Below are 12,482 nucleotides of genomic sequence, written 5' to 3' on the forward strand. Positions count from 1 at the left end.
AGTAAAACCATGTCCGGTGTGATCGGAGACGCGACGTTTGCCGCACGTCGCAAGGCCGTGCCGGGCCAGGGGCCGATGGGGAACACCAGCGTCGTTCCGCGGCGCGGCATGACACGGGTGGTACGGGAGGAACAGGACTCAAGTGGTGGTGAAGTCACCGCATCGGGCGGGAGATCTTCGTCGGGGCCGGGGTGGCGGCGCCGCCGAAGGGGGGAGGTCGCTTCTCACTACCAATCGTGTCCGGATGAGCACATCGTTGTCTCCCGGCACAGAGCCTGGAGGTGGTGACGAGTGCGGTTCTCAGCCGAGGACGCTGCCTGGAGACAACTGAGCAGCGAGTACGCCGGTCGCTGGTCGATCTGGAGGAGCGACGCCGGCCGCTGGTACGCGACCCGGCTGACCAGGTCGCTGTCCCGGATCGAGATGGACCGGGGCCTCATCATGACCGCATGCGGCGAGAGCGCGGAGGAACTGCGCGCGCTGCTCACCGCGCAGGACGGCCTGACGGGCCAGCCGCTCTCCTCGTGACGCCCAGGACGTGGGCCCGGACCGCCGGGCTCACGCCCGAGAGCCCGGCCGCGCGTCCGCCGCGGCTCACGAGCGGCCGGCATGCCCGGAAACCCCACCGGGCTCACGATCGAGCGGCACGTCCGGAAACCCACCCGGGACTCACGATGATCCGCGAAGGCCCGTCGCCCGCCCGCTTCGCCAGGAGGAGTGCCCGCCGGGCCCCCTGCGAGCGTCGCGGGACGGATGGGAAAATCCCTCTCATGACAGAACCAGCGGTTCGCGAACCCGTCCCCCCGACCGGCACGCAGCACACGATCGCCGCGCACGGATACGAGGCGACCGTCACGGAGGTGGGCGGCGGCCTGCGCGCCCTGACGTACCGAGGACGGCCGCTGGTCATGTCGTACCCCGCCACCGCGCAGCCCGTCGGCGGCGCCGGGCAGTTGCTGCTCCCGTGGCCGAACCGCGTGCGCGACGGCAGGTACGACGCCGACGGCGAGACCAGGCAGCTCGCGATCACCGAACCCCGGACCGGCAACGCCGCGCACGGCTTCGCCCGGCTGATGCCCTGGAGGGTCCTCGACCGGGACGACGCCTCGATCCGGCTCGGGCTGCGGTTGTTCCCCCAGCTCGGCTATCCCCACGTGCTCGACCTGACGGCGTCGTACGCGCTTGGCGAGGCGGGCCTGGAGGTCGAGGTGTCGGCCGTGAACGTGGGTGACGGCGTCGCGCCGTACGGCATGGGCGCGCACCCCTACCTCACGCTCGGGGAGGAGACGGTGGACGACGCCGTGCTGGAGGTGCCCGCGGCCGAGTGGACCCCCGTGGACGAGCAGAAGATCCCGATCGGCCGCCGCCCGGTCGAGGGCACGGAGTACGACTTCCGCGAGGGACGCCCCATCGGCGGCACGGTGCTCGACACCCCCTACACGGATCTGCGGCGCGACGCCGACGGGCTGGTGCGGGCCCGGCTGCGGGTGGCCGACGGCTCCCGGGGCGTGGAGTTGTGGGGCGGGCCCGGCGTCGAATGGCTCCAGGTCTTCACCGGGGACACGCTCGCCGAGCCGTACCGGCGGGCCGGAGTGGCGGTCGAGCCGATGAGCTGCCCGCCGAACGCCTTCGCGACCGGCGAGTGCCTGGTGCGCCTCGCGCCGGGGGAGCGGGTCGCCCATCGCTGGGGGATCACCGCCCTGCCGGCGGCGTGAGAGGGCACGCCAGAAGGTGCGCGAAAGGGTTGTTGCGGGTCACGGAGGACATGCGGCGCGATTCGGGCGTGCCGCATCCGGACTCCGGGACGGGCTGGATTTCAGTTATTTTCACGGCGACGCCGCCCGGGCTGGGGCGCCCCGCTATGACGGGGAAGAGGTCAGGAGCGCCGGACGTGGCGCCGCTGACGTGCGCACACGCGAGGTGGAGGAGAAACGCGCGGCATTCTTCCCCTTCGCGGCCATCACGGATCGGGCATTGACCGGAAACAATCTTGTTTCTTTGAATTCACATGACTGCGGTGCGTGCCGTATCTTGAGCCGTGGGAGCGCTCCCATGAGCCTAAGGAGGCGCGCGTGACTCTCCCCTTCGGTACGGCGCCGGTCAACCCGGCGCCCGTCTGGACCGCGGAATGCCTCCTGCCCGCCGTCGGCGCGAGCGTGGCGGAGGCACGCGCACTCGTCCGCCGCGAACTCTGCCGATGGGGCCTTGACGAGCTCGTCGACGACTGCTCCCTGATCGTGAGCGAACTCGCCTCCAACGTCGTACGGCACGGCGGCAACGTCTTCACCCTCCGGCTGGGCAGCAACGGCACCTGGGTGTACGGCGAGGTGTTCGACCAGGGCGAGGGCGTGCCGCACCAGCGCGAGGCCGACCTCGACTCCATCGGCGGGCGCGGCCTGCTCATCGTGGACGAGCTCGCCGACGACTGGGGTGTGGCGAGTGCGGGCCGGGGCGGCAAGACCGTCTGGTTCCTCGCCGGAGCGGGCAGCCCCCCATTGCTGCCCGTCGTCCCGTACCAGTCCCGCATCGCCGTCGGCTGAGCCGCCCGCGCCGAACCCGGCCCGGCGGCTCAGGGGGTCTTCGCGCCGTCGAGGTTGGCGAGCACGGTGGCCGCGATCTCCTCGGGCCCGTGCGTGGAGGGGTCCACGACGAGGTCCGCCACCTCGCGGAACCCCGGCAGCCGCGAATCGCGCATCTCGGTCAGCATGCGTACCAGGTCCGGTTTGAAGTGCGGGCGATGAGGGCTCGACTTCATCCGCTCGGCGAGCACCTCGGGCGGGCCGTCGAGGAACACCACGAAGGCGGGGGCCAGCGCGCGGCGCGTCTCCACGTCCTCGACCGTGCTGGCGGCGGCCGCGATGACCGGGGCGGGACGGTCGGCCAGCGCGTCCCGCAGCACCAGCGCCTCGCGCGCGTGCAGTTCGTCGGCGCCGACGTCGGCGGCCATCGCCGCGGCGGTCGTGCCGTACCTCGCCTGCAGGTCCGCGTCGCTGTCGCGCATGGGACGGCCGAGGGCGTCGGCGAGAAGCCGGGCGACGGTGCTCTTCCCCGCGCCCATGAGTCCCATCACCACAATGGGGATATCGGTCATGACTCGCATGTTGCCCTATGCGGGCACCGGCATGCGACGTTTGGAATCCGTGGGAGGGATAGAGCAGAAGGCGAAGGAGGAAAGCCATGACCATCGCCGGAAGCATCATCCTCATCATGCTGGGGGCCATCCTCACCTGGGCGGTCGACTTCACCATCGCGGGCCTCGACATCCAGGTGATCGGGGTGATCCTCATGGTGGGCGGTCTGGCCGGGCTGCTCTTCGGCATCTGGCGCCTGACGACGGTCCGTCGCAGGACCACCGTCACCGCCGCCGCCCCCGCCGCCCCCATGGACGCGACCGCCACCCGTCGCCACGTGTACGAGGAGCGGCGCTACGACGACCCCACCATCTGACCCCCTCCGACGGACTTCCGACGGTCTGAAGGGAGGCACCGACCATGCCAGGACGTAAGGAACTGCCCTCGACCCTGGAGCGCTCGCCCAAGGAGGCCCAGGAGACCTGGATCAAGGCCCACGACTCCGCCGTCGAGACGTACGGCGAGGGCCAGCGGGCGCACCGTACGGCGTTCGCCGCGCTCAAGCACTCTTTCGAGAAGGTGGGCGACCACTGGGAGAAGAAGGAGGGGCGCGGGCCGTCGGACGAGCAGGCGAAGAAGAGCACGCCGAAGCAGGGCAAGACGGCCGAGGGCGTCGACGCGAACGCCTCCAAGCAGCACCTCTACGACGTCGCCGGCCGTCTCGGCATCTCCGGCCGGTCCAAGATGACCAAGGACGAGCTCGTGGACGCCATCAAGAAGGCCAACCGCAAGGCGACCGCCAAGGCTCGCTGACCGCTCGCGTGCGCCGCCGGCAGCCCTCGTAAGGGCCGTCGGCGGCGCTCACCCGGGCGGCTCAGAGGGCCGGCCGGACGCGGCGAGGAGACGGCGGGCGAAGGCGGCGCAGCCTTCCCGGAAGTCCTCGGGCTCCACCACGGTGAAGTCCGCGCCGAGGCGGGCGAGGCCGGGGATGAGCCATTCCCAGGAGTCGAGCCACAGGGTGACGTGGGTCTCCCGCTCGCCCGGCCCCCGGTGTATCTCGGCGTCCTCGAACTTCAACGCGTCGGCCACCTGGTCGGGCCGCGCCCGCACGACGAGCCGCACCCGCCGCCGGTCCGCGTTGAGGCCCTGACGGAGGTACGCCAGGGCCGCGTCGGCCGGCAGGGCGCGGGGACCGTGCCGGACGCCGGTGCGCACCAGGTCGCGGACGCGGTCGAGGCGGAAGACCCGCCAGTCGTCCCTGTCCAGGTCCCAGCCGAGCAGATACCAGCGCAGAAGCAGATGGATCTGCCGGTGCGGCTCCACCCGCCGGCGGCTCTCCTCGCCGTGCCTGTCGCTGTAATCGAAGCGCACCACCTCCCGGTCGCTGATCGCCTCGGCGAGACCGGCCACGAGCGCCGCGTTCACCGGAGGTGCGAGCTGCCGGCCGGTCTCCAGGCTCGCCCGCAGCGCGGCCACACGCGGACGCAGCCGCGCGGGCAGGAACTGGTCGAGCTTGCCGTACGCGCGGGTGGCCGCGTCGTCGAGAGCCCCGTCCTCGCCGGAGCCGGTGGAGGCGAGAGTGGCGAGACCGAGCAACGCGGCGATCGCCTCGTCGTCGTCGAGGACGAGCGGAGGCATCGTGCGGCCCGCCACCAGCCGGTAGTAGCCGCCGGGTCCCGGCTGCGTCTCGACGGGATAGCCGTACTCCCTGAGCCGGTCCACGTCGCGGCGTACGGTCCTGGGGCTGACCGCCAGGCGGGTCGCGAGTTCCTCCCCGCTGAACGGCCGTCCCGTCTGGAGGGTCGACAGCAGGTCCAGCATGCGTCGGGTCACGTCGGCCATCCGCCCATCATGCCCGCGATCGCGGTCAGAATCCGGCCACATCTCCTCGTACGGTCGGGAGCATGGCCGTACCGCACATCACCATCAGAGGCGCCCGCACGAACAACCTCCACCGTCTCGACGTGGACATCCCGCGAGGCCGCCTCGTCGTCTTCGCCGGCGTCTCGGGGTCGGGCAAGTCGTCGCTGGTCTTCGACACGATCGCGGCGGAGGCCGGTCATCAGCTGAACGAGACCTTCCCCCCGTTCGCGCGGAACCGGCTGCCGAAGTGGACGCGTCCCGAGGTGGACCACATCGACGGGCTCTCGCCGGTGGTGGTGATCGACCAGCGGCGACTCGGCGGCAACGCCCGCTCCACGGTCGGCACGATCACCGACACCTGGACCTATCTGCGGCTGCTGTTCTCCCGGCTCGGCGAGCCCCACGTGGGCGAGTCGAACCACTTCTCGTTCAACGATCCCGCCGGGATGTGCCCCACGTGCTCGGGGCTCGGCGACGTCGTCGTCACGGCCGTGGACCGCATCCTCGACCTCGACAGGTCGCTGCGGCAGGGCGCGATCCGTCTCCCGGGGTTCGGTGACGGCAACTACTGGTACTCCCAGTACGCCGACATCGGGGTGTTCGGTCCGGACATTCCGCTGCGGGACTGGAGCGACGACGAGCGGGACGCCCTGCTGCACGGCGGTGAGGCGGCCGCACGGCTGGGACGGCGACAGGGACGGAGGCTGCCGAAGGACTACGAGGGCGTCGTCGAGCGGTTCGAGCGGATCTACCTGAAGACCTCCGACAACCTGTCCGAGCGCAAGCAGGAGACGATCCGCCGGTTCACCCGGTCGCAGGTCTGTCCCGACTGTGAGGGAGACCGGCTCAACAAGGAGTCCCGCGCCGTCACCGTCCTCGGGCACACCATCGGGGAGATGTCCCGTCTGGAGGTCTCCGAGCTCGCCGCGCTCGTCCGTCGTATCGACGCCCCGGGCGTCGCTCCCGTCGTCGCCGCGCTGACCGCGCGGCTGGACGCGATGTCGGCCATCGGGCTGGGCTACCTCAGCCTGGCCCGCGCGACGACGACGCTGTCGGGAGGTGAGTCCCAGCGCGTCAAGGTCGTGAAGCATCTCGGCTCCAGCCTCACCGAGATGCTCTACGTGTTCGACGAGCCCACCGCCGGGCTCCATCCCACGGACGTCGAGTCGATGACGAGGCTGCTGGAGCGGCTGCGCGACAGAGGCAACACCATCCTGGTGGTCGAGCACGACCCCGCCGTCATGGCCGTCGCCGACGAGATCGTCGAGATCGGCCCCGGGGCGGGGGCGGACGGAGGCCGGCTCGTCTTCCAGGGCACGTTCGCGGGCCTGCGGCGGGCCGGCACCCCGACGGGCCGCGCGCTCTCGCGCCCCTCACCGCCGAAGACGGCTCCGCGTACGGCGGAAGCCGTGATCACGGTGAAGGAGGCGGCGCGCAACAACCTGCGGCGCGTCACCGTGGACGTCCCCGCCGGTGTGATGACGGTCCTCACCGGCGTCGCCGGTTCCGGCAAGTCCAGCCTGGCCGCCGAACTCGTCGAGCAGCACGGAGCCGTCATGATCGACCAGCGGCCGGTCGGCGCCAACCGCCGATCCACCCCGCTCACCTACACCGGCGTCGCGCCGGCCATCCGCAGGCTGTTCGCCCGTCGCAACAGCGTCCCCGCCGCGCTGTTCAGCGCGAACTCCGCGGGCGCCTGTCCCACGTGCGGCGGTCTCGGGGTCGTCTACACCGACCTGGCCTTCATGGACGGCCAGGAGGTCGTCTGCGAGGCATGCGAGGGGCGGCGCTTCACCCCCGAAGTGCTCGCCCACACCGTCGACGGCCTGTCCATCGCCGACGTCGACGCCCTCTCCGTCGACCAGGCCAGGCACCGCCTGCCCGACGAGGCCGTCGACCGGGCGCTGCGGCACCTGTCGCAGGCCGGGCTCGGCTATCTCCGGCTGGGCCAGTCGCTCACCACGCTGTCCGGAGGGGAGTGCCAGAGACTCAAGATCGCCAAGGAGCTGCGCGAGGCCGAGGGGCCCGCCACGTACGTGCTGGACGAACCCACCACGGGCCTGCACATGAGCGACGTCGGCGGCCTGCTCCGGGTCCTCGACGCGCTGGTCGACCGGGGGCACACGGTCGTGGTGATCGAGCACAACCTGGACGTCGTCCGGCAGGCCGACTGGCTGATCGACCTCGGCCCCGGCCCCGGCAGGCACGGCGGGACCGTCCTCTACGAGGGGCACGTCGCGGACTACCCGCCGGACGCCGGGACGCCGACGGCCCGCGCCCTCGCCGCCCACCCCTAGGCGTTCACCCGAGCAGGGACAGGACGGCCTCGCGGATCGCGTGCCTGTCGATGCCGGCGTCCTCCAGTTGCTCCTGTGCGGTCGCGCTGCCCGGCATCCCCGACACGCCCAGCTTGCGCACCCGTACGGGCGATTCGGCCAGCGCGGCGAGCACGGCGTCGCCCAGGCCGCCCTCCGGCCAGTGGTCCTCCACCGTGACCACCTTCCCGGTCGCCTCCGCCATTTCCACCAGTTCGGGGGAGTCGAGCGGTTTGACCGAGTAGGCGTCGACCACGGTGACGGAGACGCCGTCCTCGGCGAGCAGGTCGGCCGCGGCCAGAGCCTCGTGCACGGTCACCCCCGCGGCGACGACGGTCGCCTGGCCGCCGGTACGCAGGATCTTGCAGCCGCCCACGGGGAACTCCTCGTCCGGGCCGTAGATCACCGGCGTCTCGCCCCGCGTCGTCCGCAGGTAGCGGACGCCCTCCATGTCGGCCATGTCCGTGACGAGCCGGGCCGTCTGGTTCGCGTCGCAGGGATACAGCACCGTGCTGCCGTGCACGGCGCGGAACGCCGCGAGGTCCTCCAGGCCCATCTGGGAGGGCCCGTCCTCGCCGATCGACACCCCGCCGTGCGACCCCACCAGGCAGATTCCGGCCCGGCTCACCGCCGCCATCCTGACGAAGTCGTACGCCCTGGTGAGGAAGGCGGCGAATGTCGCCGCGTAGGGGGTCCAGCCGCGGGCGTCCATGCCGACGGCGGCGGCGACCATCTGCTGCTCGGCGATGTAGCACTCGAAGAACCGCTCCGGGTGCGCCTTGGCGAACGCCTCCAGCTTCGTCGAGTCGGCCACCTCGCCGTCGAGCGCGACGACGTCGCCCCGCGCCGTGCCGAGCGCGGCCAGCGCCTCGCCGAAGGCGGTCCGCGTGGCCACCCGCTCGCCCACCGCGTACTTCGGCAGGTCGAGCACGCCGTCCGCGTACCGGTACGGCGTGGCCGAGGCGTCGGGCGGGGTGACCCGGACGGTGAGGGCGCGGGGCCCGCCGAGCTCGCCGAGCGCCTGGTCGGCGTCCTCCAGCGGCTTGCCGTGCTTGCCCTCGCGGTTCTCCACGGCAGACACACCGCGGCCCTTGCAGGTCCTCGCGATGATCGCCGTGGGGCGGCGCCGGGTGGCCCGGGCGTCCGCGAGCGCGTAGTCGATCTGGCCGGGGTCGTGGCCGTCGATCTCGATGGTGTGCCAGCCGAAGGCGCCGAGTCTGGCCGCGTACGCCCCGAGGTCCCAGCCGTGCCGGGTGGGGCCGTGCTGGCCGAGCCGGTTCACGTCGATGATCGCCGTGAGGTTGTTCAGCCCTTCGTGCCCGGCGTGCTCGAACGCCTCCCACATCGATCCCTCGGCGAGCTCGCTGTCGCCGCACAACACCCAGACGTGGTACGGCAGGCGGTCCAGCCTGCGCGCGGTCAGCGCCAGCCCCACTCCCACGGGCAGGCCGAAGCCCAGTGAGCCCGTGGCCACGTCCACGAACGGCACCTCCGGGGTGGGGTGGCCCTCCAGGCGGCTGCCGCGCCTGCGGAAGGTGAGCAACTCCTCTTCGGTGACTACCCCCGCGGCCTTGAGCATCGCGTACAGCAGGGGGGAGGCATGGCCCTTCGAGAAGATCAGATGGTCGTTGCCCGGGTCGGCGGGGTTCTCGACGTCCACGCGGAGATGACGCGCGAGCAGCACGGCCATCAGTTCGGCCGCGGACATCGAGGACGTGGGGTGCCCCGAGCCGGCGGCCGCGGCGGCCCGGACCGAGTCCACCCGGAGCTGGGCCGCGAGTTCGCACAGGAACCGGTAGTCAAGCTCGTCCATCGCCCTCGACTACCCCGGTAAGCCCCTTCGTATCACCGCAAAAGAGTCGTGCCTGGATATATCGGGATCAATCTCTATCCGTGCTCATGTGATCACCGTGCGGTGGTGGCTCCGGCATATCCCAAAGTGGGGGACGAACAAAGTCTGCGACCCGGAACGGTCATGGCGGCCCGCAGGGTGAGCGGGGGCCGCAGGGTGAGCGGGGGCCGCAGGGTCCGGCCGGGGCAAGAGGGCCCCAGGGTCCGGCGGGTCCGGCTGGCCCGGCTGGTCCGGCGGGGGTCTCCGGCTACGAGATCGTGCAGACGCCTTGCGCGGTCTGCACCGCTTTCGGCCCGACCTGCGTGTTGTCGGCGGCCTGCCCGGCGGGGAAACGGCCGGTCGGCGGGGGCTATGAGCCCTTCTTCGGCGCGCCCCCGATCTATTTCACGTCAAGCAGGCCGTCCGACGACGGGACGGGGTGGCGTGTCGCGGGATCTTCACGTTGACCGGACATGCGGCGAGCGGGTGTGTGTTCCACACCCGCTCGTGGCCGCAGGTGTCAGCGGCGGCGCAGGCCCAGGCCGGCGATGGCGGCGAGCCCGAGACCGGCGGCGGTGACCAGTCGGCGGTGCTGCGACATCCACAGCTGCACGCTGCGGGCGTGCGACCGGCGGTCGAAGCTGCCGTGCGCGCCGTAGTCCTTGTCCTCGTCCGCGGGTTCCCACAGGTTGGACACCCCGGTCGGCGCCTTGTCGCCGGTGAGCTGCGACTTCACCCCGGTTCTCGCGAGGTAGCGGTCGAGCAGGGCGGGCACCGTCCGCTGGCCCAGGATGGTGGCCGCGGTCATCCCGCCGACCCAGTACTCCTTGCGTTCCGGATGCCGGGCGGCGTAGACGAGCGCGTCGGCGGCGACCTCCGGCTGGTAGATCGGCGGCACCGGTTGCGCGTGCCGCCGCATCCGGTTGAGCCCCCAGTCGAACTGCGGGGTGTTCAGAGCCGGGAGCTGCACCACCGTGATCTTCACGCCCGAGTCCTCGGCGAGCAGTTCGGTCCGCACCGACTCGGTGAACCCGACGATCGCGTGCTTGGCGCCGCAGTAAGCCGACTGCAAAGGGATCGACCGGTAGGCCAGGGCCGAACCCGCTTGGACGATGACGCCCTTGTCGCGCGGCTTCATCATCTCCAGGGCCACCCGGGTGCCCCACACGTAGCCGAGGTAGGTCACCTTGGTCTCGCGCTCGTACTCCTCGGGGGTGATCTCCAGGAACGGCGCGAACACCGTCGTGAACGCGATGTTGATCCACACGTCGATCGGGCCGAGCTCGGCCTCGGCCCGCTGGGCGGCCTGGCGGACCTGGTCGTAGTCGGAGACGTCCGCGGCGAAGGTCTTCCCGGTGCCGCCCTCGGCCCCGACGTCCACGGCGGCGCCGGCCAGGCCCGCCTCTCCACGAGCGATGAGCGCGACCTTCGCGCCCTCCGCTCCGAGCTGCCGGACCACCGCGCGGCCCACCCCGCCGCTCGCGCCGGTCACCACGACGACCTTGTCCTTCAGGCTCACCGCGTCATCCTCTCGATTGCGGCCCGCCGCCGAGCCTCTTCTGCCTGCGCACGGCGAACGCCATGTAGATCGCGATGACGGCCATGATCGCCACGACGATCGCGGTCAGCACCCAGATGCGCCCCACGAAGGAGAGCACCAGTACGGCGAAACAGAAGACCAGGGCGAACGACGCGATACGGATGTGGATCACGTCCATCGGCGTCGCTTCCACCATGGGCTTGCCGGTCGGCGAACGTTGTTCTTCGGTCATGAAGGCCCCTCTACCCTCGAATCCGGTTCACTATCGCCGTGGTGGAGCGGTCCGGGACGTAACCGAGCACCCGCACCTCTCCGCCCAGCTCCCTGACCAGGTCCGCCTCGGGCAGCAGGTCAGGGTGGTAGTCGCCGCCCTTGACGTACACGTCCGGCCGGACGAGCCGCAGCAGCTCGGTCGGGCTGTCCTCGTCGAAGACGGTGATGTAGTCCACGCAGCCCAGCGCCGCCAGCACCGCGACCCGGTCCTCGCAGCGGTTGATCGGGCGCTGCGGCCCCTTCAGCCGGGCCACGCCGTCGTCGCCGTTGACCGCGACGACCAGCACGTCGCCGAGCCGGGCGGCCTCCTCCAGGCAGGCGACGTGGCCGCGGTGCAGCACGTCGAAGCAGCCGTTGGTGAAGACGATGCGCTTGCCTTCGGCCCGGTCGCGCTCCAGGCACGCGGCCAGCCGCTCGGGCGGCAGCGCGGTGTCGGGCCGCAGCGCCTGCAGCAGGTCCTCGTGGGAGCAGGCGGCCGTCCCCTGGCGGCGTACCACCACGCTCGCCGCCGCCTGGCCGATGTCCGCGGCGCGCTCGGGCTGCGCGCCGGCCGCCAGGGCGAGCGCGAACGCCGCGGTGAAGGTGTCGCCCGCGCCGATGCTCATCGTGTCGGGCGCGGGGGTCGCGTACGTGCGGTGCGGCGGCCTGCCGCGCCGGTGCAACAGTGTGCCCTCGCCGTCCAGCGTCGTGACCACCAGGTCGGCGCCGGTGGCCTCGACGAGGTCCTCCGACCGCGCGGACAGGAACGCGACCCTGTCGTGGTCGTCCCCCTCGCCTAGCAGCCGCCGTACCTCGGCGTAGTTGGGCAGCACGGCCGTCGGCCGGCACTCCCGCCAGGCCGCCACGTCGTGGGCGTCCACGACGAGGATCGGCGCGCCGCGCGAGCCCTCGCTGCGGTCGATGCTCAGGTCGCACAGCACCCGGCGGACGTCCGGCGTGCACACCCCGCCGCCGTAGTCGCAGGCGATGATGACGTCCGCGTCCGCCGCGAGCCGGGTGATCTGCTCGATGAGCTCGCGCTCGGCCGCCTCCGGCAGCGGCGCCTCGTCCTCCTCGTCGTACCGCGCCACGATCTGGCCGTCGGTCAGCACCCGGCGCTTGACCGAGGTCCGCCAGCTGCGCACGATGACCAGGCCCTCGATGTCGAGCCGTCCCAGGGTCGCGTTGAGCGTGGCCCCGGCGGGGTCGGCGCCGGTGACCCCCACCATGTGGACCCGTGCGCCCAGGGCCGCCAGGTTCACGGCCGTGTTGGCGGCACCGCCCGGCTGGTCCTCGATCTGCTCGACGGTCACCACCGGCACCGGGGCCTCCTGCGCCATGCGCTTGGTGCGGCCCCGCAGCCACGAGTCGAGCATCACGTCCCCGACGACGACGGCTGTGACTTCACCGAAACGGTTGAGCGTCTCTTCCGTCATACACGGCGGCTACCCCGGCAGACGCAGGGAAAACAACAGGCACGGCAGACCCGGCGGGCCGGTTTGGGGCGGTCGCACCGGGGTAACCGGGATCAGACGTCGCACCACACGAGCGCTCCGCCGGGGGTCAGCCGGCGGGCCGGGCGAATGGGGGTGTCCGATGCACGAGGGGAC

12 protein-coding genes are annotated in these 12,482 nt (G+C 71.8%); 6 read left to right on the plus strand and 6 right to left on the minus strand.

The window, feature by feature from the left end; genetic code table 11:
- The first annotated feature begins 291 nt into the window (after positions 1-291).
- The 3 genes from ACWEQG_RS18590 to ACWEQG_RS18600 all read left to right on the plus strand — a co-directional run bounded on the left by ACWEQG_RS18590 (position 292) and on the right by ACWEQG_RS18600 (position 2,540).
- Positions 292-528, plus strand: coding sequence for a hypothetical protein (locus ACWEQG_RS18590; RefSeq protein ID WP_169984128.1), 237 nt, complete (start codon positions 292-294; stop codon positions 526-528).
- Positions 529-770: 242 nt separating this feature from the next.
- Positions 771-1,715 (plus strand): aldose 1-epimerase family protein, encoded by a 945-nt coding sequence (locus ACWEQG_RS18595; protein ID WP_452286129.1) that lies wholly within the window; start codon positions 771-773, stop codon positions 1,713-1,715.
- Positions 1,716-2,072: 357 nt separating this feature from the next.
- On the plus strand, positions 2,073-2,540 hold the full coding sequence (locus tag ACWEQG_RS18600; protein WP_363462517.1) for an ATP-binding protein: 468 nt from the start codon (positions 2,073-2,075) through the stop codon (positions 2,538-2,540).
- 29 nt (positions 2,541-2,569) lie between these two features.
- Here ACWEQG_RS18600 and ACWEQG_RS18605 read toward each other — a convergent pair whose 3' ends face one another.
- Positions 2,570-3,091 carry a shikimate kinase gene (locus ACWEQG_RS18605; RefSeq protein ID WP_363462516.1) on the minus strand — a complete coding sequence of 174 codons (522 nt, stop codon included), beginning with the start codon at positions 3,089-3,091 and terminating at the stop codon, positions 2,570-2,572.
- A gap of 86 nt (positions 3,092-3,177) precedes the next feature.
- Here ACWEQG_RS18605 and ACWEQG_RS18610 point away from each other — a divergent pair, with 86 nt between their 5' ends.
- A complete protein-coding gene (locus ACWEQG_RS18610) occupies positions 3,178-3,447 on the plus strand; it encodes a DUF6458 family protein (RefSeq protein ID WP_346224674.1) in 270 nt (89 codons plus the stop codon).
- A 44-nt stretch (positions 3,448-3,491) separates the two neighbouring features.
- A complete protein-coding gene (locus ACWEQG_RS18615; RefSeq protein ID WP_452286131.1) occupies positions 3,492-3,884 on the plus strand; it encodes a ChaB family protein in 393 nt (130 codons plus the stop codon).
- A 48-nt stretch (positions 3,885-3,932) separates the two neighbouring features.
- Here ACWEQG_RS18615 and ACWEQG_RS18620 read toward each other — a convergent pair whose 3' ends face one another.
- Positions 3,933-4,913 carry a helix-turn-helix transcriptional regulator gene (locus ACWEQG_RS18620; protein ID WP_452286133.1) on the minus strand — a complete coding sequence of 327 codons (981 nt, stop codon included), beginning with the start codon at positions 4,911-4,913 and terminating at the stop codon, positions 3,933-3,935.
- Between the two features lie 62 nt (positions 4,914-4,975).
- On the opposite strand from ACWEQG_RS18620, the gene ACWEQG_RS18625 reads away from it, so the two are divergent.
- Positions 4,976-7,231 carry an ATP-binding cassette domain-containing protein gene (locus ACWEQG_RS18625; protein WP_452286135.1) on the plus strand — a complete coding sequence of 752 codons (2,256 nt, stop codon included), beginning with the start codon at positions 4,976-4,978 and terminating at the stop codon, positions 7,229-7,231.
- A 4-nt stretch (positions 7,232-7,235) separates the two neighbouring features.
- On the opposite strand, the gene ACWEQG_RS18630 is transcribed toward ACWEQG_RS18625, so the two are convergent.
- From ACWEQG_RS18630 to rfaE2, 4 genes are all read right to left on the minus strand, one after another.
- Positions 7,236-9,062: a transketolase gene (locus tag ACWEQG_RS18630; RefSeq protein ID WP_452286137.1), complete on the minus strand. Its 1,827-nt coding sequence runs from the start codon at positions 9,060-9,062 to the stop codon at positions 7,236-7,238.
- A gap of 538 nt (positions 9,063-9,600) precedes the next feature.
- On the minus strand, positions 9,601-10,593 hold the full coding sequence (locus tag ACWEQG_RS18635) for an SDR family oxidoreductase (protein WP_452286326.1): 993 nt from the start codon (positions 10,591-10,593) through the stop codon (positions 9,601-9,603).
- 10 nt (positions 10,594-10,603) lie between these two features.
- Complete coding sequence (locus tag ACWEQG_RS18640; protein WP_452286139.1) at positions 10,604-10,852, minus strand: hypothetical protein; 249 nt, start codon at positions 10,850-10,852, stop codon at positions 10,604-10,606.
- Positions 10,853-10,862: 10 nt separating this feature from the next.
- A complete protein-coding gene (gene rfaE2, locus ACWEQG_RS18645) occupies positions 10,863-12,308 on the minus strand; it encodes a D-glycero-beta-D-manno-heptose 1-phosphate adenylyltransferase (RefSeq protein ID WP_452286141.1) in 1,446 nt (481 codons plus the stop codon).
- Between the last annotated feature and the right edge of the window lie 174 nt (positions 12,309-12,482).

The organism is Microbispora sp. NPDC004025, from assembly GCF_053604425.1.